The organism is Leptospira jelokensis, assembly GCF_004769635.1.
In the GTDB taxonomy this organism is placed as follows: domain Bacteria; phylum Spirochaetota; class Leptospiria; order Leptospirales; family Leptospiraceae; genus Leptospira_A; species Leptospira_A jelokensis.
Genome location: NZ_RQGH01000026.1, coordinates 502,630 through 523,879 on the forward strand (window position 1 = coordinate 502,630; position 21,250 = coordinate 523,879).

The window sequence follows — 21,250 nt, forward strand, 5'->3', positions numbered from 1 at the left end:
CGATCCAAATGGAAAATCATCACTACCAATCGAAGGTAAATTTTAATCGAGCGAATCACCTCTCTCAAAATCGAAAACCTTTCATTCTGCAAAAACATGAACTTTTAGTCAAAAAATCATTCAAACCAAAAATTGATTAAAAAATTCCATTTGTATGTGAGTCGAACTTCGTTTAACATACTTTCTATTCTGAAAAACATGGGTTATGGTTCTATATGAAAAAATCATTCTTATTTCTCATTTTCTTCTGTTTTTGTTTTATTTCATTGGATGCACAAGAATCCAAATACAATTCACTAACTAAAATTGCAACACACTCAGATCTAAATGCATTTATGAGTTATTATTACACAAATCCGAAAGTAGAATTGATTCCAAGTGCCATCAATTTCATTTTAGAGAAAAATTTAAATGCAGATAAAGAGAATGAAAGGCATATTGTACCATTTTTCGCACAAATCTTTAAATTTCATGATGACAAAATACCAGTTTGGTTTGGAGACCAGATTCACTTATCAGATGATGATAAGTTTATTTTTGCTCATGCAATGTTTCTTTCGCAAGGCGAGAATGGCAAAAAGGAAATTCTAAAATATTTACAATCGACTGAAAACGAAGAACTCAAACAAGTATTTACAAAACTATCGAGTGATCGAAAACCAATCGATCTTAGAGCCGTACCTTTAACAAAACCAGTTTATTTAGATATGTTATGGAATTCTTTCTTTGCCACAGGAGATGTTACGTTTTTAGATAAACTTTTGTTAGCTACTGAAACCAAAAAGAAATCAATCGATGAAATATTAATATATTCAGCGGCTAGGTGGTCATTTAAGTCAATTGCGCAAAATCATAAAAAAGTATTTGAATTTTGCATTAAAAATAAAGGTAAACATTCCACAGACATCAATTCGTTTTTGGCTGATTTTGAAGAATGATTCGGTAAATCAATAGATCGTTTCCATCAAGATACTTTGCATTCCCAAACTTGAAGACCTTAAAGTTTAAGATTTTAAAAAGTATTTTAATTTTGAATCTTCTGGAACGAAACACATGCGGGAATCTGATTCATTTTCCCTAATTGTAAATCACCACAACTCATTGATAGAATTGATTTGTGGCATTCTTTGTAGTGTGTTTGGATCTGGTTAGGATCACCACCGATGAGTTTGTATGCATTACTTTCACGAAATCGTTTTTGACAATTGGTTTCTTCCAAACGACCCTCGGTAAATTTTTTCAAATTCTCTGGAATGGTTTTCCATTCGGTATCAGCGCACTCACGGAATTTTTTACAAATTTCTGATGTCAAACTCAAAGATTCATTTTGCCATTCGATTTGATTGGTTCCTTTCTCTTTTTTGCAAGAAAACATTTGGCTAAATAAAATCAGGAGAATGATAAGAACCAAAGATCTATTTGGATATCTTTTGAACTTGGATCGGTTGAAAAAAGAATTCATGGGAAATGGCCTTAATAACTTCATAAATGGAAATCTTAAAAAAAATGCAATTCGTAAATTTAAATACTCTACTTGGTTGTTTCTGCTGTTTCTTTTTTCCGAATCAGAATTTCAATTCTCTCTTCACTTGCTTTTTTTTCAGGAGTATCTGAAGTTTTGGATTTTTGAAACATCGCATAACCTTGGACAGAAACTTGTTCTTTGGGAATTCCATATTCATTTACAAGTTTTTCTGCAAGTAGTGATGCGCGATTGGAATGGTAGTCCCAAGAGTTTTGGAATTTTGACTTGTCGATTTGCGATTCGTAAGGGATGTGAACTCGGACGACAATATCAATATCCATCCCCTTGGATAAAACTGCTAATTGTTCAAAGGCAAATTTAAGATCAGGATCTGATTTTAATATGTCATCGGAAGCTAAATCGGAACCAACAAACGTCAATTTTAATTCTTCCGTTTCTGCCAAACCAAGTTTTAACTTTGCTTTTTCTTTTAATGTTTTTAACGCAAATCCAATCCTTTCCCAAAGCCGAAAAACTTCCGATTTGGGAACCATTGTATCGTCTTCCAAAATCCCCGAGCCTCCATCTAACAAAGCACCGACGGAACTTACATTGAGTCCAAATCCACGTTTGATATCTTTTGCCACCTCAGTTAATCTTTTTGAGTCTACTTTGCTGACAGCATATAAGATAATGAATAGTCCCAAAAGAAGTGTGATCATATCAGCATAGGTTAGCAACCAGCGATCCTGTGATTCTACCTGTTCTTCTTCTTTTGATACAAATCGAGAACGTTTTCTCATTTTTCCTCTTTTAAAGTGGGGAAAGCCTTATATAAAAAATCCCATTCTTTCACTTTGACTAAATCATAAAACTCTTCGAATAGTGTTTGGTTCACCGGTAACGTAGCATAGTAACCTTGTTCTACTTTTTTAAACAATGGATAAACGCCTAGCAACCTCGACATCATCGCAGCGGGTTTGATGATATAAGCACTTACAGGTTTGTGAGCCAATTCATAAAACTTTTTTAAGTTAAAGAGTACAACTTCTAATTGTTTTTTACGAACATCTCGTTTATCCAATTCGCAAAACAATTGAAAGTATTCTTCTTGGTTGATTTCGTTTCCAAACACCCAACCTTTGGAAATTAATAATTTTGCCATTTCAATATCGAGTGCATCGGTTATTGAATTTAATTCCATCAATCGTTCAATACTTTCCCGAGTTCCCTCTTTTAACATGTTTTTCACTTTGTCATAAGTTTGGAAGGCCAATGCCTCCCATTCTTCTTTGCCATCCAAATTGTAAACAGTTTCAAAGAAAAATTTAGCCATTCCAATGGTTTCTGCCCGATGAAAAAAATCATAGTAAAACAAATGGAATCGTTCTACTTGCGCACGTACAATTTCACGCCTTGCCACTAAGATTTCTTCTGATAATTTTTGATTCATGGATGCGTTAAATTAATTCCATAACGATAAAGACTAAACAAAATAAGTTTTCAAATTCTTTTGTTATTTCGAATGTTTTTGAAATCATTTCCATCATTACTTCACTTGATTCAATATGTAGGATGGAAAACCTTGTTGGTCTCTTTCATACGGAGCAATTGAGTATTGGTTTGGAATTGAAATGATTTCCTGGTAAAATTTATAAGTTGATCGAAATAAAATTCGAGGGTTGTCAGTCGTTATTGGTGTGTAATAAAATTTGATTCCATAACGGAAGTTATTTGCCCATCCTTCCTTTGTTACTTCTAAGAGAGGGTATTCGGCTGGGATTTTTTTATTTTGGATTATATTGTAAACGATATCCCCTTTTTTATACAAACGAACTCCTTGGGTTTCATTAGCCAATCGAATTGAACCTGCATCTGGCAATGATAGAGACAGATACGTTAAACTAACATAATTACCTCTGTTTTTAAGTTGCAAAGTGACTAACGATTCTTTTCCTTTTTCAAATATTGGTTCCATCTCAAGGGAAACAAATGAAGGTACCGGTTGCATAGGAAGGTTTGCAATCATCTCCCAACCATTAAATACAAATTCTTGCGAATAATTTGGATTTGTTGGAAAGATACGAAACGATTTCTCTTTGGCGTTGTACTCGAATTCTACTCGTTTACTTCGTTTTAATTCTTCATGTTCTTTGAGTTGGAATCCATCCCAAATCTTTTTTCCTTTGCGATAACCCATAGGAACAGAAAATAGACCTAACGGTGGTTCTTCGGAAAGTACTTCTACAAAGACGGAATTAAAATTATCACCAGGAAGTTCAGCAAGAACCACTCTCCTCAAACAATCCCCAGAAAAGGTTAATTTTTCTGCGCCGGCTACTGAACCCGGAATCCATGCATTTTGTTTTCCGTCATAATGCATCGGCCCCAGATTTTTTTGGAAAAATTCTAACTTCCATAAGAATGCCCAAGAGGAACCTTCTTTGCGAAATGCCGACAACACTTCGCTTTGGCCAGATTGGAAGAGAACCAAGGTTTCCATTTCTGGAGATTCATCCAAATTGATTTGTTTTTGTCCAAGGATACGGATGGGATCGCCTTCTTCTTTGCCGTACACGAAAACCCGGATTTCTTTCTCAGATGGGTGTTCTTTTTGAGAACATGAAGGAAAGAATCCAAAGAGGAAAAGGGTAAAAATCAGGAAAATGATTCTGTAAGAGTAAAAATTCATGGAATACAAACATTCCAGCACAACAAAACCCCAATTCAACCTTTTTTGCTTTTCGTAACAATTCGAACGATTATCATCGTCTAAGTAGTAAGAATAGGGGACGACATTGGTTTCGACTGTTGTTGGCTTGGATTCAGTGGCACGTAGGGGTGAGGGACCTCTTAAAAACCTTCAAAACAATAACTGCAAATAACGAATTTGCTCTAGCAGCTTAATTTTAAGCTCTACGGTTTCATTGGCTGTTTCCTTAGGTGGCCAAGAAACCGACACCTCTCTAAGGACCTTCCGGATTTGTCGCCCGCTTCGAACCGGATTGAACTCTAAGTAGGATAGGAATTAGTCCCCCGTTTGTAGGGTAAGTCTTTCCGAAATTCATTTGCAAACTAAACGTGTAGAAGCTGCATTTGAGGACGATAGGACCCGGGTTCGACTCCCGGCGTCTCCAAAGTTCGGATATTCATTGCTCGCGTTCGCCTGGCCATCCATGGCCAGAGCTCCCGCCCGCACCCATCCCTGGGTGCTTTTCGCAATAAACACCCTCACTATGTGTACTAAGCTAAAGTATATTGATGTTTGGTTTGGTATTTCTTAAGAACTTCATATAACAACAGCATTACGACGGGAGTCGAACGACCGCGAGAGTCAGAAACAGTAGCGACCCATAGGGAGCGTGAAGCTGTTTCTGTCGAAGGCAGGATGCCTGAGACCTCGAGCGGGACGGGCTGGAACGTGTTCGACCTGGATGGGAGAACCGTGGAAGCCGACTCCCGGCGTCTCCAAGTTTCGGCATTCGCTTCTCGCGCTCAACTGGCCATCCATGGCCAGATTTCGCGCCCGCACCCATCCTTGGGTGCTTTTCGAAGCAAACACGTCCACTATGGGTACTAAGCTAAAGTATATAGATGTTTGGTTTGGTATTTCTTAATATCACCATGTAACAGATATTATATTGCATTCAGTATCTGAATCAATATTGTTTAGATACAATTATTGGTATCTATATCATTAATAAAAAACCTGAAAAAGTTTATAAAAATTCAAAAGTATTAATGAATTTAAAATAGAAAACTGGCTTGCTTAATCTTCTAAAAGTCGTATAACAGAGACATATGACGAAGTCGAAGTAGAAACCTAAACATAAAATTTAAATTCTGAATCATTGTTTCAGAAATGATTCCAATTGCAAGCTATGGATCATCCAAATTACCTAGGAACAGAATTGCTACTCATGAGAAATATTTATTTCTTTGGCAATGCGAACAACATGTAACATCCATCGAAAACTGGATTCTAATTGATTAGAACCTCCAAAATTAGCGACTACATGGAGATCTAATTCGGGATTATAAAACAATAATGTTCCTAAGATTCCTGAATGTCCGTACATTTTAGGAGTTCCACGTAACAAAAAAAATATTTCTCCATAGTCAATTGTCATAAACCCAGATCCATACAAAATTCCAGTATGAAAACTGTGGTTACCAATCCAATCCAAAGGTTTGGAGTTACTAAGTAATTTTCCATTCCAAACTGCCTTTTGAAATTTCAATAAATCATTCGTCGTTGTAATCAATCCTCCCCCTGCCCAATCCGCTGTTACACTATCAAAGTTGGTGACCTCAACTGTCCCAAGGTAAATAGGAGATATGGGCAGTAATTTACCTGATAGCGGAGTTGAACGTTTGTACATATATGTATCCAACATATCGAGTGGCTTTAGAATTTCTTTGGTCAGAACATTTTCAAATTTTTGTTTGGTGATACTTTCAATTATCAATCCAAGTAGAATATAACCTGTATCCGAATATAGAAAACCTTTGCCAGGTGGAAAAGAAGCCTTTTGATTTTTTTGTGTGTAGGAAATTAAATCAACAGGTTCAAATTTTATGTTTGGTTTTGTTTGGATGATTTGAATAAAATCGATTCCATCGATACCCTTACTTTCAAAGTAATCATTAACACCTGAAGTATGAGATAACAATTGTTCAACTGTAACTTCACTAGCATAATCAATGCCTTCATAAACAAATAAATCTTTCAGCAATTCTTTGTTTAGATATTTATGAATGGGATCGTTTAGGCTAATTTTACCTTTTTCCGACAATTTTCGGATTAAAACCATCGTAAAAAGTTTTCCGACACTCGCTGAGTGAAATGCATCTTTTGGAGAGGATTGACCGTAAGATCCGAAATGCTCCTCTGGGCCTATCGAAACTAAAAATTGTCCTCCCTTAAAATCAGTTTTTCCTTCCAAGAGAGATTCAAATTCAGACAAAAAACTTTTTGTCCTTTCTTCCTTGGTTTTCGGCACAGAACATTGAACAATTGCAGCCATTGAAAGTAACAAAATAAAAATTGATATCTGATTGTTCATAATTGATCCCATCTTGTATAAAAACAGTGAAATGAAAGTTTGTCAACGTAATGCAAAATTAACCTTTGGCCAAACACCAAACCAAGTATGATAATATAACATATAGATACCATATGAAATCCCACATAAGATAAGAAGGATGGCCGATTTACGAAAGACCAAGAAATTTCCAATATCCACGGTCATTTTCAAAACAAATTTTGTTAGCCTATCAATAATTGAGAACAAGAAGAAAAATAGAATGAGAACAACACCCATTCCAATCAGGGTTGCTATCGGTTTTTCATATTTGCTTGCTAATCCCAATACTTGTCCGTTGATCAATGTGACAACCAAATCAACTGCTAATATACAAAGCAGGCGAAAATAAAAACCTAAAAACCAACGGAATAAAGAATGTTTTGGCGAGGAAGACATGGGGTAAAATTTAAGAATCTGATGGAAACTTGCAAGTGGGAATTATAAAAATCAATAAACTAAGTAGAACTTTTTTATTATTTTTTTTACAATTTCGGATCTGAGCCAAAAGGCTGTCCGAGTCCGAAATAATTTTGAACTAAAGAAAGGTAAATCAGTGTAAGTAGATGTTAGTAACGCAAAATAAGGAAGGACTAAGTTGGATGATTATCCGGATCACATAGAGTGCTGAAAGCAAACATTAACCTTTCCTAACAAAGCCTTTCCTAGAAATTCATACCAATTAATCTTGGTACGTATATCTGGTAGTGTTTGTTCGATAAATGGTTCCATTCCTCCAAATTCTTTTTTCTTCCAATACATAATCGCCTTTACGAATCGGTAAATTGGTTTCGTTTTCTTGCATTCTGTCATAATAGATAAATGTTTTTGGAGCTATCCACTTCAGTTCCAAACTCATGCTTTCAAATAGGTGGAATTTAGATGTCGAAATATCATATACGAATTTATCTCTTATGCTAGAAGTACCAGAATCAAATACCAAAAATTGATCATCAGGAGAAACTGATTCAAAGTAACAAATATGCATGAGAATCTGCTTACTTAAATTTCTAACGATGACCCGGTTTTTCTTTAAATCATAAACCACACCTTCATATTCATCCTCTCTTTCATTTTCATATCCAATCACAATTAACAAAAACTGTCTGATTTGTTTTGTTTTGAAAACCTTATTAAACCGATTTCCAACATCGATTGTATCCAAAAGTTTTGAAGTATTCTTTTCTAATATTTTTAACTTTCCATCATGCAGTTCAAATTTCAGTTTTGGAAGAGATAACGAATTTGTGAATGGATTTTGAGATTCAAAATAGCTGAAGTCTGAATAAACATATCCTTCTAAGCGATTCTGCAATCGAACTTTGAACCAATGCCGAAAATCGCTGTTATCATTTGTAACTTCTTCGAGGATCAATGCTTTTGTATTGCCAGTTAACTTACGAATGATTTTAGATTTCTCATTTGGTCTTTCATGTAAAGTTGCTTTAGAACCATTTATATAAATATTCTTAGAGGAATTACAGGCTACGAAAGCAGCACAGATAAAAAAATGAAAAATACCTTTGGACTGGACCATATGATAACTCTAAGTTGGGAATCTAATTATGATTTGATTATGAACTGTCCTACTGATTGTATAGCAAAATCTATACTTAGAAGGAGAAGATTATGCATAAGCCTTCCTATGATCAGCAACTGAAAATAGTTTCGATTTTTCTTGGGATTTCTATTTTTCTATTTGGAATATTGAAATTTGTAAATCCTTTCCAGGAATGGTACTCCTCTCAAATAATACTGAGCGGAATGCCAAAAGAATCCTATTGGTTAGGTATTTTTTCGGAAATCCTGGTTGGTTTGGCATTCATAGTTCCTTTTTTGGGTAAAAAATTTAAAATTTCTTTCAATAATGTAAGTTTCTTGTTAGGTGTTGCCTCTATAGGATTGGTATTGATTATGTTTGTCGCCATCTATGTATACATGCAAGCCTCAATTCCAAGTGAAGTCCTCCCTCTTAAAATCAAACCTCCATTGATTCCAGGCATTTTTGCTTTCATTAGTTTCATTTATCTTTACAATCTATACAGAAAGTTATCAAATTCCTCTTACCTTAATGTTACCCATTCAAGAACATCCAAAAGAAAGGAAATTTGATTTTTTGTCTCTATCCAAACCACTTCATAATTACATTTCACTTCTATTGTTGTTTGCACCTGTTTTGATGTTCGTATTTTTAATGATTCTTGATTATGACAATCAGAGGCTTCCGATTCAAATCAACTTTCCCTATTTGCCTTGGCAATTGATCGTCATGATGATTACAGGATCGATTGCTACCATCGGAGGTTTTTTAGATTGGAGATTCCATCGCAAAACACTTCAAATGAAAGTCTCCAAAAAAGAAAGGATTGTAGAAGCAGTGGCACTAGGATTCGGTGGGTTACCCATGTTTTTACTTATGTGGCTTGCAATGGTAAGCGAAAATCCAAATGATTTTTTAATTCCAATCATTGTTGTACTAATCTTTACAGTCACATTGATTTGTTATGATGAATTTGTTTTTCACAAAAAAAGATGTGAAGAAGTAGAAAACCGATATCACAAAATGTTGGTATTCGGGAATGGGATTACTTGGTTATTGTGGTTTCACTTTATTTACGTTAAATGAAATTTTATACATTGTTAAGACAAGCGAATGATTTCATAAAGCATTCTATGAACAACAATGATCGACTCTCCGACGTATATGCATTTGATTTTGGTTCAAAATGGATGTTTGATAGGATGAATGAAATCATTCCAAATCCTTCGAGGTATTATGATCGAAACATCAATTATTTTGGATATGGAATTTTTAAATATGGTCTTTCTATCGCTATCACAATTCTTTTTCTAATTTACTTTTATTACAACAACGTAATCCTTTTACCATTAATTGTGATTGTATTTTATACAATCGAAGTGCACTTTTTATTTCTTTTTCCTATTCTATTTGATGGAAAAAGAAATCCATTGATCACAAGCCTTCGTTACACATACCAACTTGGAATCATCCATCTCATAACCAATGTGATTCCGATTGCCATTTTTATGATCTTAGGTTTGTTCCACTTTAAAAACCCTTTCCGGAATTGGCTCATTGGCTGTGTAGCCATTTTGATTTGGTACAAAGATGAAATTAGAGATCGGCTATAATTTTCCTTTTGAAGTCAGATTCGAAACACTAACTTACAATGGTAAGGATGATTTTTCGATTTTATTCCTTTCTGATTTACATTTAAACCATTTTACAAAACCAAAAACCAATTCAATCATCCAAAAAATCGAAGAATTAAATCCCACAATCATTTTGTTTGGTGGAGATTATGTAGATACAAACCAAGGACTTTTACAACTCGATTGTTTACTTCAATCAATATCGCATAGACAAAATCTATTTGCAATTGCAGGCAATCATGATCATTTTTTTGGGATTGGAAAAATAAAAAGAGTGATGGAATCCAATCAAGTAGTCTGGCTCGAAACACAATCAATGGAATTACAAATCAATGGAACAAAAATTGAAATTTTTGGAGACCTTCAAAAACATGTCGAGAAAAACGCTGATATTTCTATTTTGGTTTTGCACAATCCAAACTCCATTGATAAAATAAACGTACACCATGACATTATTTTTGCGGGACACCTTCACGGTTGCCAATTTGTATTTTGGGAAAAAAGAAATGGTCTTTATCCCGGAAAGTTATTTTATAAGTGGAACGTTCTCAAAGGGATTTATGCCCATTGTCATTACTTTATCAGCAAAGGATTGGGAGATACGTTGCCTGTCAGATTTAATTGCAAAAGGGATATGATTTTCCTTCAGGTAATCGGTAAATAAATAGATCTATTTCTAAAATTTCATCCAGGAATCGTAACATGGAAAAAACAACAAATTTGGCAATTTTAACAGCTACGGTGTATGGCTTATTATTAAGAATATTACATGATTTACTCAGCGAATTCTTAGGGGGAATCGTTAGCATTAGTTTTGTTATGCTAGCGCCACTTACCATCGGATTTATTACGGTTTACCTTCTCCCGAAAGAACAATCAAATCGAATGGTAAACGCAATCTTTAAACCATTTATACCTTGTTTGATTTTGATGTGTGTCACCATTGCACTTAATATCGAAGGCACCATTTGTTGGATCATGATTTTTCCTTTATTTGCTTTTACGGCAAGTTTAGGGGGAATTTTAGCCTTTCAAATTCGCAAAAGCATTGATAAGAATTCAATGGAAAAATCAGAGAAGGATCGAAATACCATGTATGGTTCCTTCATTCTCTGTTTGCCACTTGTGATTGGCTTTATAGAAGGAGACAATACCTTAACGAGAAAGGATTTTTACATCGCAAGATCCGTTACAATCCAAGCTTCACCAGAGGCCGTCTGGAAAGAACTTACAAACATAAACGAAATTTTCCCTGAAGAACAAAAATTCGACTTTTCCACTTTTTTAGGATTCCCGAAACACCTAAGCACAACTATCGAGAAAATGGAATTAGGTGGGCGAAGGATTGCAACCTATGAGAAAGGACTAATATTCCATGAAACAATTGAGAAATTTGAAAAAGACAAATTGCTTGTACTCAATATCAATATCGACCCCAAGGCCATTCCAGTGAAAGTAATGGATGAACACATTGTACTTGGTGGGAAACATGTGGACATTTTACAAGATGTTTACCAATTACAAAAATTATCTGACGAAACGACACGACTGACATTGAGTAGTCATTTTTATATCAATACACCTTTCAATTGGTATGCAGGGATATGGTCGGAGTATTTGATGCGAGATATTTTACAAAGCCAAATCAATCTCATCGAAAATCGAACGAAAACAAATAGAACCTTTGTAAAATAAATTTTAAATTAGAAAATGAAGATGGGTTATTTCACAAAAAAATTATAGCATTTTTTGAATTATATTGAAACAGGCGTTAGTGGGGTTCGTATTTCAATTTATTTTTAGTTTTGTATCTATTGTTGTTTATTTTCAACCGATCTTGGCTCAAGAGTCACCTCCCCAAAGGCAATTAAGGCAACCCAATGCAAATATTAGCAATGATGTGAATGAAAAACTCAAAATCCAATTCCAAAACAATACAACGTTTGTTCCGTATGCACCAAAACCAACCAAGCAAAAAGTTTTTATGTATTTTGGGAAATACCGATCGGTGCCATCAATTGGAGACTCGGGTTCGGAGGTCCATTTTATAACCAAAATGGGTATAAAATTTCATTCACCACAGTTGAGATGTCATTTTATACACCGATTGAATTTTAGGATTCTTGGATTTGATTTTATTTTTGCTAGTATGATAAATTAATTATTTCCCTCACGCTAACCAATTCAGTCCAAAAATCATTGAGGGCAACTAAAATGGAAATAGTCAATCGATTCAAAGTAGAAATGGTATCACACAAACACACCGAATCGTTTTCAACTCACGGATTCCGTTGTCCCAAATCCATCAATCCATTTTTAAATTTAGATCTATTTCATATGTCGATGCCCACATTCCCTCCTCATCCCCATGCAGGATTTTCTGCAGTGACCTATCTTTTCCCTACTTCGGAGGGAGTTTTCCAAAACCGAGATAGCAAAGGAGATACTTCCATCATTGAAGCTGGTGGCTTACATTGGACCCAAGCCGGAGAAGGAATGTTCCATGAAGAGATCCCCACAAAACCAGGAGTAAATTGTTTTGGATTACAAATGTTTGTGAAATTACCAAAACAATTTGAACTGTTAGAAGGTAAGGCGTTTCACGTTTCACCGAAGGACATTCCGAAAGTCCAAGCGAAAGGAAGTTCTGTTCTTGTTATATTGGGTAGTTTTGGTGGCGTTACCAATGAGATCGAAGGGTTAAAGCCTTCTTTTCAGTTTTTGAATGTGCAAATGGATCCAAATGCAGATATCGAATTGGATTTAAATGCTGATAGAATCCAACTTGTGGTCTGTATCCAAGGAAAGATCAAATCTGATGCCGATGAAATGATTTCTTCCAATGAAATTTTAATTCTGAAGGATCAGACAAAAAAATTAATGCTGAACACCTTCGAAGAAGGTTGTAATTTTTTGTTTTTATCTGCTCCCAAGTTAGAAGAAGACTATGTATGGAATGGATCCTTATGTCTTTCAGATTCGATTCGGATGCAAGAGACAGTTTCCAAATTAAGAACAGGGCAATTGGGGTATTTATCTTCTTCGTTTTAGAACCAGTGGAAGATTCAAATTATGCATATCTACTGTTCCACACACAGGATAACGGACTGGGTATCACAATCGGTTCCACCTGTTGAAAAAAACAAACTATTACTATTGGATGCGACTCCTACTAGTGCACCATCCGATGCATCCGTCCACCTGCTGCAATGATTATTTAACCGCGTATCCCAACCGAAAGTATCTATACCTGTAAAAATAGTAGAAACTGAAGGACTTTCCGCATCACCTGTTTGGCTGGTAAAGATTCCTACATTATTTGTGGTAGCAATCGTCGCTCCATCCACTGCCCTCACGTACGTTGTATTGGGCTTTAAAATCCAATCCACATGTTCCGATGCACCTCCAGTTAAACAATTATCTGTCGTGCAGGCAATGCGGTTCACATCGTCCACAAGAAAGGCTTTGAAGACGGCTCTTGCTGGCTCCGTTGGTTTTTTCGAATCACTCATACATTTGGCATCGGCTCCAGCGATCCCACCGCGAGCTCCATTATAAGTAATACTTGTGGAAAAAAAACGACACGTGGTACAAACAGGAATCGCCGCTTGGCAGAAAGAACTTTGCCCTGTGAGACAAAGAAGTGTTTCGTTTTCTCGAAATGAATCAGATTCAAAATCACGTGGGTTATTGAGTGTTGGCTTTGCACATTGGAAACAGAGAAATAAGAATACAGAAAAGAGAAAACGCATTCCTTGATGATAATCCTTTCAAGATCCTTAGCAACCAAGAAATCGATTCGGATCAATTCATTTTTTAAAAAATCAAAATCGCGGGTATTACGTTCGTTCTAAATCATCAGAGGAAATAAACGAACATACGTTTACAATTTACAGTTGATCACCGTTCAATCACTAATGTTTGTTATGTGATAGGATCATAAAGATACAACAGAAAAAATCATTTTCACATCAAAAAGTGAGAGCTACAAACCTAAGCTTTTCCTTATGTTATGTTTTTTTCCATTTTCTTTTGCTTCTATTGACAATCGGTAAACTTGTAAACCAAATGAAGGTGAGGAAACTCTATGCCATTTGAAACCACAATCCAATGCCCTTGGTGTAAAACGAATTACCCAAACACAAATGCTACCAACTGCACCAATTGTGGAGGAACACTCGAATATTCATTCACTTCGGATGAACTTGGTTCGGAACCGCCGACTGCCCCAAGAGTCCTTCCTGCAAAATTCAAAAGACGGATCAAATACACGGGCAATGTGATGACTATGATCGGCATCATTTTTACGATTCCCTTTTTCTGGACGATCCTCTTTCCCATCATAGGAATTTTCTGTTGGCGAAAGGGTTTAAAAACGGCAAATGATGAACTGCTTCCCTTAGAAGAAGGGAAAGCAACAGTTGGCGAAATCACAGACATCCGCAAAGATTATACCCAATCTTTAAATGGCGAGTCTCCCTCAGTTGTTGAATTTGTCTTTGAAGTGAATGGAATCCAACACAAAGGAAACGTTGGCAATATCTATGACCAAGTCCACCTTACCAAAAAAGTGGGTGATCAACTTTGGGTTGTTTATATGCCAAATGACCCTGACAAAAGTAGTGTATGGCCGCCGATGGTGTGAAAGATTTTTAATCTTTAATAGATGTTAAATTACTTCCAATATACAGTTAGAGTTTAAATTCCTTATCTTAACTCTTTATGAAATGGATCTAAAAAAGACAGAGATTCAATCGATTCGTATATTCCGTCTTTTTTCTCAGAAAACTGCATTCAAATGGATCAGATAAATAGGATTATTATGAAATAATTTATTGCATCAAATTCTCATTTAGCATTTAATGAGTGATGAATGAGAAATGACCATGAATCAATTTTATTTGTCTTTGACGTATTTCTCATTTTGTTTTAGCTCCTGCTTTTATCATCCCCTGTGGAAACCGTATTTTTTTCCAGACAATCATACTCATTCAAAACAAATCGTACAGTATTCGACCATCTTCTTTCTCATCCAACCTAGGATTTGGAATCTCTCAGCATCGTCTGGTGTCGAGGGAGAGGTGATTGTAATCGAGGGTGCAAATTTTTCATCTGATATCAATGAAAACAAAGTGTTTTTTGCAGATTCATTGCCTGCTGAAATCATTGAAGCTTCTGGCTCTAGGTTGGCTATCAAGGTTCCTTTTGGAGCAAAATCAGGCAGAATCACCATCCAAAACCAATTTGGAATGACACAAAGTCCTGATCGATTCACTGTTTATCGTTATTTCATAAGTTTTTCAGCAGGGTCAAATACGGAACTCTATTCACTTAATATGGTCACGGGTGAACTCGTTTCTAACTCTCTTTCCCCATTTGCATTTGCATCTAACAACGCAAAGTTTACTAACAATGGGAGGTTTGCCTATTCTGGTGGATTTGGAATTTCTTACATTTCAAGTTATTCTGTTAATTCACTGAATGGAGTATTGTCGTCGCTTTCGGCTAATGCTGGTACAACCACATCCAATCCAGTTTTCTTCGCCTTCCATCCTTCCAATCGATTTCTATATGTTTCAAACATCAATGGAGCATCAGTATCTGCTTTTCAACTCGATGAAAATACTGGCATTTTAGGTAAAATTGGTGAGTTTTCACAACCGTGCACTTGTACGTTGAACCATTTAGCAATCACTCCAGATGGTAAATTTTTGTATGTAAACGGAAATGGTTCACCTGAACAGATATTTGGTTACATCATTGACCAATTCACAGGTTCATTATCAAACATTTCTGGCTCTCCTTTTACAACTGGAATCACCAATATGGAAGCTTTACTAACAGAGGTTAATTCAAAATTTATCTATTCGGTTGCCTCTGGATCAGGTGGAGTGATCATCGGAATGGAAATCAATCCAACCACAGGAAACCTGTCTGGAATCGCTGGAAGTCCATTTACTGGAACATTTAATAATTTTCGCGCCGTCATGCACCCTTCGGGCAAGTATTTGTATACAGTGAATATTGCCGGAGCGCAACTAGCAAAACATGATATCAATCCTTCAGATGGTTCTTTATCTTCGGCGAATTCCATTTTAAGTTTTGGATCCAATTTACAATTTGTAACATTGGATCCAACGGGAGCCTATGGCTTCGTTAACAATACTGCAGGCAATAATTTTTATCAGTTTAAAGTGGATGGTACCACAGGGGTTCCTTCTCTTCTGAATTCAGGAAATCCTTACTCTGCTAGTGCAACCCCAAATGTTCCTGAACCATTTCGGATTGCACAATAACCAAGTAAGAAACTATAAACCTTTCCAGTGTAATGATCCACCAACTCAAATCAGCTGATGGCTCTCAAAATAATGGAAACTGAGTGTCTTAAAATCTAACTTTTTTAAGGAGTCACATTCAATGTGCCAAGTAAATTAGGACTGAACTGTAATTCCGGATAAATATGTCCATATGTGAAATAGTCAGAACCATTTCCATTGGTATCACAATAGGTATAATTCAAACCACCATCGATCGAAAATCTGGCAGTATAAGAATGCGTACCATCACTTGGGAGATAGAATTTTCCTGCATATTCAGAATTATTTGTATTATCAATGAAATTAGTAGGATTAAATTTTGCAGAAATAAATCTCCATCCAGCTATCGATCTTGGATCAGTTCCAGAAGGTCCATATCCAATTTCGCCTTTGATCAATGTATTATCGATTAAATTGTTCGTTACATTAGGATAGTAAACTCTAGCGTATATCCAATCTGTTTCCATTTGTTGAGATCGGCTCAGGCTCATGGTTGTCGGATAATGTAAAATACAATAAGGTATTTCTCCGTTTTCGAATCCTAGTCCATTTCTTATTCCTGCCATAATATACTTAGCTGGGAACCGAAATGTAGAATATGGTGCCACATCTGTAATGATCAAATCCATACTATAACCTGATTCTGTTTGAAAAGGTGAAAAATTGCAATTGTAGTAATGGTTTCCCGGATTTTTTGAGCACAACACTGGAATATTGCCATGTATAGTTTCAAAATGAAATTGTACCTGAGAACTAAATATACCTGTCAGGAAGAATTGATATTGAGAAGACAGACCAAGATTTTGCGGACTATTATCAGTACCCATCTCAAAAGTATAGATTTTGTAATTCACTTGATATCCAGTCGGACTTATTAAAGTCAATTCGCCAGACAATGCAGGCATATCGGAGTATCCAGAAACCCTTAAATAATCACTCTTAACTAATTCAAAATTGAATAACGATGGCAAATGGTAAGTTACAACAACCATTGAAGTATTTTCAGTAGTATAAATTGGAGTATACGTTGGGTTTTTAGCCCTATAAATATTCACAATGATCGTCTTATTCACATCATCAATGATCCCTTTCGTACCAAATTCCGGCACATCAAACGACGTAAACCTTGGGATCAATTCCCCAATTGTAAAATTCCTTACAAGTTCTGTGGAAACATTCCCTGCATGGTCTTTTGCCAAAAATCGATATTGCAATACCGCATTGTTAGGTGTGATGATGGAACCAGTAACCAATTGTCCATTTTGGATGCTACCATTGGCATCGAAGGATGGGGACGTTCCATTCACTGTGTAAATCACTTCATGGCAACCGGAATATAGGTCTTCACAATTGATGGAGAGAGTTTGCGGAACTGTATAGGTTCCGCTGTCAACAGATGCAGTGATGATTGGACTTGAAAGATCAACTGTATAATTGACAGAAGAAGATCCATTGGTGCCCACAAGATTTGCCACACAAACCACAACCGTTTTATTTCCTTCCGAGCCAAAGGAAGCCACAGGGATTTCGGATACAACCGTTTCGTTCGCGGCAACTGTTCCTGTTACGTTTGTGCCAGAAAGAGCCGAACCGGAAGCACATGTGGCTCCTAATTTCAAATGGTAATTCCCTGCTTTATCTGATTTCCAACTAATCGTTGCGACTTGGTCATTTTTTAAATACGTAGATGGCAATACACTATTGATGGTGATGGTTGGAACGATGGTATCCACTGTGTATGATTCGCTAAAGACAACGGATTGGTTTCCGGCACGGTCACAAGTCCTTACTCTAAAGGTCGTAGTTGTTTGGTTTGGTGTTGGGACCGATGACGTATATTCTGTTCCTACACCCACCGAACAATTGGCACCAAAGGATGGTGTGGTTCCATTCGTTGTGTAAATTACCTTGGAACAACCTGCCCCACCCGCGTCAGAACAATTCATCACAACAGATTGGATGACACCATAATTCCCACCTGATGGGAGGATGGTCACACCGGGAGCGGTGTCATCTCGAGTGACATTTGCCACACCAAAGCCAGTCACACCACTACTCGTCACACAGATGCGTAAGGCATTGGTTCCCAAATTGAGAGAGGATGCAAGGATGGTTCCAGAGGTTTGGTTTACATTCGCGGTCACACTCCCTGAATACAGAGTGGTTCCTGAATTACAATCAGTCGCATTTTTGCGTATGGAATAGGTCCCTGTTTTGGAAGACCTCCATTGGATTTCTGTCGAAAGTATGGAACCTGATACCGTACTCACAAAAGGAGCAGAAATCGAATTCACAGTGATCACCGGTCCAAGGGAAGGGACCATCGGATCTTCAAAGTTAGGTGCCCCATCACCGTCAAAATCCGCATTCGGAAACGCTGCTGTGACTGGATCTGTTCCTAACACATCCACAAGTTCGTTGATAAATGGTCCAAGGATCCCAGCATTTGCCTGGAAGTATTCATCGGGACTCGCATAACCGTAGTCAGCATAATTTGCTAACTCTTCAATCACTCGGTCGGCAATATTCGAAACAGGATTTGGATTGGTAATGATTCCACTAGAAACCAACCAGATTTGGATGTTCAACGCCACACCAAAAGAAAAATGAACAACCTCCACTTTCATCGTGTTAGCTGAATAGTCCACGGAAACTTTTTTCATTTTTTCTAGAGTGGAATCGTCTTTTACATAGTACATACCAACACTACGTTCTTCGATCCCAGTTTCTGGCATTCTGCCTTGTTCGTAATTGATGGTGAGATAAGCAGGTTTTAAAAACTTCAAACCTTCTGGTTCAAATTTAAAGATAGGGCTTGTGGATCCGTATTCCGTCGGAATGGAACCATTGGGACTCACATTCCTTGAGACGGTAATGACTTTTGTTTCGGAAAGTGCTCCCGCAGGGATTTCAAACGAGAAACTTCCGTCTGAGGCAGTTAACGTTCCCCCACTTGGTCCGACCTCAGCCGAAACAGAGCGCAGATCGGAGGAACTGCCCATAAACAAACCCAAAAAGGACTGTAAAAATGAAGATTGGTTTTGTTTGTCCTTGGGGAGTAAAAAACCAATGCAATTATAGGAGGATAACCCTAAAAGTAGAACGACCAGTAGTTTTGAATTCATTTTCAGATCCTTTTTTCAAATCACATGCATCGCATGTGGGGCTCATTCATCCGAATTTCCGAATATTTGTCAATGGAATTGTTAGGTGATTTCCGTGTTCGGCCTCCGCACTCGCCCAAATGTCTGCAAAATCGTTTCCAAAACTGTAATGGAAAGGATGACGGGGCGTTCCCCAATCATCTTGATTTGGAACCCAATTTCCGCAAGGGCCAGGCTACTCCGGGGTGCGCTGACGCTCCCGTCACCTACCATCTAACGAAGGCAGGTGACCAAGCCCTGCGTATCCTTAACGCTGTTTCATTGAATTTTTGGATCCTACAATCTACTTGACGAAAAAGCTAGAATTCCATCATCCTTTTGGAATGATCGCACAACCTCAAAAACCTTCTGCTGCCTTTATCGGTGCTTCTTGGTTATCATTACTGATTGGTATGTTTACGTTTATCATTGGAATTTGGAATTCTGATATGATGTTAAATGAAAAGGGATTTTATATCACAATTCTGATGTATGGATTGTTCTCAGCTGTTTCCTTACAAAAAACGGTAAGGGATCAATTAGAAGGGTTATTTGTCACAGGAATTTATATCGGATTATGTTGGTTTTCAGTCGCATTGACTTTGTTATTACTCACAATCGGGTTATGGAATGCCACGTTAAACTTAAGTGAAAAAGGATTTTTCGGAATCTCATTTGTGTTAAGTTTATTTGCAGCTGTCGCCGTCCAAAAAAATGTCCGTGATTTGCGATTAGCAGAAGGTGATACCAAACCTGAAGTATCTCCAAAAGACAAAAACTAATTTGTGATACTTCTTTGGTAAGTTAACACAGTGGAGGAATAATATGCGAAAGTTAATTATGTGGAATGTGGTCACCTTGGATGGATACTTTGAAGGTGAAAAACCTTGGGACTTAAGTTTTCACGGTCTCGTTTGGGGGAAAGAACTGGAAGAGTTTAGCCTCACCCAACTACGTTCCGCCGACATGCTTGTGTTTGGTGCCAAAACCTACCAAGGTATGGCAGATTATTGGACCAGTGCCAAAGAAGAAGAAGGCGAAGTGGCCAAATACATGAACGAAATTCCAAAACTTGCCTGTTCCACAACACTGGGCCAAGCCAATTGGAATCATACCAACATCACGAAAGATGCCGTCTCCGAAATTTCCTCATTAAAACAAAAAGGGAACCGAGATATGTTTGTTTTTGGAAGTGCTTCTCTTTCTGCATCTTTGATGGAAGCAAATCTCTTTGATGAATTCCGTATTTGTGTTGCTCCCGTATTTTTAGGAAAAGGAAATCGACTTTTCAAGGAAGGAATTCCAAACCAAAACCTAAAACTCATCGAAACAACTCCGCTTTCCACTGGTGGAGTCATCCTTCGTTACAGCAAATAGGGCAAAAATCTTTCCTTACACCTCCGAAAGCTAAAAAAGTGCTTTACAATTTAAAACGAACGATCGTACTAATATTATGGGCAAAGGGGAAAACACAAAGTCGATGATTTTGGACCGTGCCGTGCAAATTGCCAGTGTCCAAGGATTAGAAGGGCTTACCATTGGCAGTCTGGCTGACGAATTAGGAATGTCCAAAAGTGGACTTTTTGCCAAGTTTTCCTCCAAAGAAAACCTCCAAATCGATGTTTTGCGAAAAGGCAGTGAATTTTTCCGTCGTTTCGTATTGTACCCAACATTAAAAACAAAACCAGGCATCACTCGCATTCGAAATGCATTCACCAATTGGCTTGAGTGGTCAGAAAAATCCTCATTGCCCGGAGGTTGTTTATTCCTAGCTTCTAGTTCTGAATTTGATGATAAACCTGGGATTGTGCGAGACCACCTTCGAAAAATCCAACTCTCTTGGCATTCTTCCCTAAAACAATTTGTAGAAGAAGCAAAACAAATGGGAGAACTGGATTCAAAAACCAATGTGGAACAAATGGTACAAGAGATCTGGGGCCTTGTGTTGTCCTATCATTTTTACAATCGTTTATTAGAAGACAAATCTTCTGAAAAACGCACCAAACAATGTTTTAACGATTTAATCAAACGGAATTCTAATCCTTAATCAAACGTATGCGAAATAAT

Annotated in this window: 20 protein-coding genes and 1 other RNA gene; 12 read left to right on the forward strand and 9 right to left on the reverse strand. The window is 37.0% G+C overall.

The features are described from left to right. The first annotated feature begins 215 nt into the window (after positions 1 to 215). Complete coding sequence (locus EHQ62_RS12315; protein WP_135643185.1) at positions 216 to 938, forward strand: hypothetical protein; 723 nt, start codon at positions 216 to 218, stop codon at positions 936 to 938. An 86-nt stretch (positions 939 to 1,024) separates the two neighbouring features. Here the strand turns inward: EHQ62_RS12315 and EHQ62_RS12320 are convergent, their stop codons facing one another. The 4 genes from EHQ62_RS12320 to EHQ62_RS12335 all read right to left on the reverse strand — a co-directional run bounded on the left by EHQ62_RS12320 (position 1,025) and on the right by EHQ62_RS12335 (position 4,157). After that, positions 1,025 to 1,411, reverse strand: coding sequence for an LA_2478/LA_2722/LA_4182 family protein (locus EHQ62_RS12320; protein WP_244241759.1), 387 nt, complete (start codon positions 1,409 to 1,411; stop codon positions 1,025 to 1,027). Between the two features lie 119 nt (positions 1,412 to 1,530). Further along, a complete protein-coding gene (locus EHQ62_RS12325; protein WP_135643187.1) occupies positions 1,531 to 2,268 on the reverse strand; it encodes an OmpA/MotB family protein in 738 nt (245 codons plus the stop codon). After that, a complete protein-coding gene (locus EHQ62_RS12330) occupies positions 2,265 to 2,918 on the reverse strand; it encodes an FFLEELY motif protein (RefSeq protein ID WP_135643189.1) in 654 nt (217 codons plus the stop codon). Before EHQ62_RS12330 ends, EHQ62_RS12325 begins: the two co-directional genes overlap by 4 nt. A 96-nt stretch (positions 2,919 to 3,014) precedes the next feature. Then, complete coding sequence (locus EHQ62_RS12335; protein ID WP_135643191.1) at positions 3,015 to 4,157, reverse strand: LIC13341 family surface-exposed protein; 1,143 nt, start codon at positions 4,155 to 4,157, stop codon at positions 3,015 to 3,017. 96 nt (positions 4,158 to 4,253) lie between these two features. On the opposite strand from EHQ62_RS12335, the gene ssrA reads away from it, so the two are divergent. Continuing rightward, positions 4,254 to 4,603, forward strand: a transfer-messenger RNA (tmRNA) gene (ssrA, locus tag EHQ62_RS12340). Between the two features lie 776 nt (positions 4,604 to 5,379). On the opposite strand, the gene EHQ62_RS12345 is transcribed toward ssrA, so the two are convergent. The 3 genes from EHQ62_RS12345 to EHQ62_RS12355 all read right to left on the reverse strand — a co-directional run bounded on the left by EHQ62_RS12345 (position 5,380) and on the right by EHQ62_RS12355 (position 8,086). After that, a complete protein-coding gene (locus EHQ62_RS12345) occupies positions 5,380 to 6,531 on the reverse strand; it encodes a serine hydrolase domain-containing protein (protein WP_167482875.1) in 1,152 nt (383 codons plus the stop codon). A 42-nt stretch (positions 6,532 to 6,573) separates the two neighbouring features. Beyond that, complete coding sequence (locus tag EHQ62_RS12350) at positions 6,574 to 6,948, reverse strand: hypothetical protein (RefSeq protein WP_135643195.1); 375 nt, start codon at positions 6,946 to 6,948, stop codon at positions 6,574 to 6,576. Positions 6,949 to 7,231: 283 nt separating this feature from the next. Beyond that, on the reverse strand, positions 7,232 to 8,086 hold the full coding sequence (locus EHQ62_RS12355) for an SH3 domain-containing protein (protein ID WP_135643197.1): 855 nt from the start codon (positions 8,084 to 8,086) through the stop codon (positions 7,232 to 7,234). A gap of 468 nt (positions 8,087 to 8,554) precedes the next feature. Here EHQ62_RS12355 and EHQ62_RS12365 point away from each other — a divergent pair, with 468 nt between their 5' ends. The 5 genes from EHQ62_RS12365 to EHQ62_RS12385 all read left to right on the forward strand — a co-directional run bounded on the left by EHQ62_RS12365 (position 8,555) and on the right by EHQ62_RS12385 (position 12,774). After that, positions 8,555 to 9,175: a hypothetical protein gene (locus tag EHQ62_RS12365; protein ID WP_208720673.1), complete on the forward strand. Its 621-nt coding sequence runs from the start codon at positions 8,555 to 8,557 to the stop codon at positions 9,173 to 9,175. A 47-nt stretch (positions 9,176 to 9,222) separates the two neighbouring features. Beyond that, positions 9,223 to 9,702 carry a hypothetical protein gene (locus EHQ62_RS12370; RefSeq protein ID WP_135643198.1) on the forward strand — a complete coding sequence of 160 codons (480 nt, stop codon included), beginning with the start codon at positions 9,223 to 9,225 and terminating at the stop codon, positions 9,700 to 9,702. After that, a complete protein-coding gene (locus EHQ62_RS12375; RefSeq protein WP_135643200.1) occupies positions 9,680 to 10,387 on the forward strand; it encodes a metallophosphoesterase in 708 nt (235 codons plus the stop codon). The genes EHQ62_RS12370 and EHQ62_RS12375 overlap by 23 nt, the downstream gene beginning before the upstream one ends. Positions 10,388 to 10,425: 38 nt before the next feature. Continuing rightward, positions 10,426 to 11,418, forward strand: a complete 993-nt coding sequence (locus tag EHQ62_RS12380; RefSeq protein WP_135643202.1) for an SRPBCC family protein — start codon at positions 10,426 to 10,428, stop codon at positions 11,416 to 11,418. Positions 11,419 to 11,937: 519 nt separating this feature from the next. After that, positions 11,938 to 12,774 carry a pirin family protein gene (locus EHQ62_RS12385; protein WP_135643204.1) on the forward strand — a complete coding sequence of 279 codons (837 nt, stop codon included), beginning with the start codon at positions 11,938 to 11,940 and terminating at the stop codon, positions 12,772 to 12,774. 29 nt (positions 12,775 to 12,803) lie between these two features. Here EHQ62_RS12385 and EHQ62_RS12390 read toward each other — a convergent pair whose 3' ends face one another. Then, on the reverse strand, positions 12,804 to 13,475 hold the full coding sequence (locus EHQ62_RS12390; RefSeq protein WP_135643206.1) for a DUF1554 domain-containing protein: 672 nt from the start codon (positions 13,473 to 13,475) through the stop codon (positions 12,804 to 12,806). 335 nt (positions 13,476 to 13,810) lie between these two features. Here EHQ62_RS12390 and EHQ62_RS12395 point away from each other — a divergent pair, with 335 nt between their 5' ends. Both EHQ62_RS12395 and EHQ62_RS12400 read left to right on the forward strand, forming a co-directional pair. Beyond that, positions 13,811 to 14,368 carry a hypothetical protein gene (locus tag EHQ62_RS12395; RefSeq protein ID WP_135643208.1) on the forward strand — a complete coding sequence of 186 codons (558 nt, stop codon included), beginning with the start codon at positions 13,811 to 13,813 and terminating at the stop codon, positions 14,366 to 14,368. A 241-nt stretch (positions 14,369 to 14,609) separates the two neighbouring features. Beyond that, complete coding sequence (locus EHQ62_RS12400; protein ID WP_135643210.1) at positions 14,610 to 16,019, forward strand: lactonase family protein; 1,410 nt, start codon at positions 14,610 to 14,612, stop codon at positions 16,017 to 16,019. Between the two features lie 104 nt (positions 16,020 to 16,123). Here the strand turns inward: EHQ62_RS12400 and EHQ62_RS12405 are convergent, their stop codons facing one another. Next, on the reverse strand, positions 16,124 to 19,165 hold the full coding sequence (locus tag EHQ62_RS12405; RefSeq protein WP_135643212.1) for a chitobiase/beta-hexosaminidase C-terminal domain-containing protein: 3,042 nt from the start codon (positions 19,163 to 19,165) through the stop codon (positions 16,124 to 16,126). A gap of 326 nt (positions 19,166 to 19,491) precedes the next feature. Between EHQ62_RS12405 and yiaA the strand changes: the two genes are divergently transcribed. The 3 genes from yiaA to EHQ62_RS12420 all read left to right on the forward strand — a co-directional run bounded on the left by yiaA (position 19,492) and on the right by EHQ62_RS12420 (position 21,230). After that, on the forward strand, positions 19,492 to 19,965 hold the full coding sequence (gene yiaA / locus EHQ62_RS12410) for an inner membrane protein YiaA (RefSeq protein ID WP_244241760.1): 474 nt from the start codon (positions 19,492 to 19,494) through the stop codon (positions 19,963 to 19,965). Between the two features lie 43 nt (positions 19,966 to 20,008). Next, on the forward strand, positions 20,009 to 20,560 hold the full coding sequence (locus EHQ62_RS12415; RefSeq protein ID WP_135643214.1) for a dihydrofolate reductase family protein: 552 nt from the start codon (positions 20,009 to 20,011) through the stop codon (positions 20,558 to 20,560). A gap of 76 nt (positions 20,561 to 20,636) precedes the next feature. After that, on the forward strand, positions 20,637 to 21,230 hold the full coding sequence (locus EHQ62_RS12420) for a TetR/AcrR family transcriptional regulator (RefSeq protein WP_135643216.1): 594 nt from the start codon (positions 20,637 to 20,639) through the stop codon (positions 21,228 to 21,230). The last annotated feature ends 20 nt before the right edge of the window (positions 21,231 to 21,250 follow it).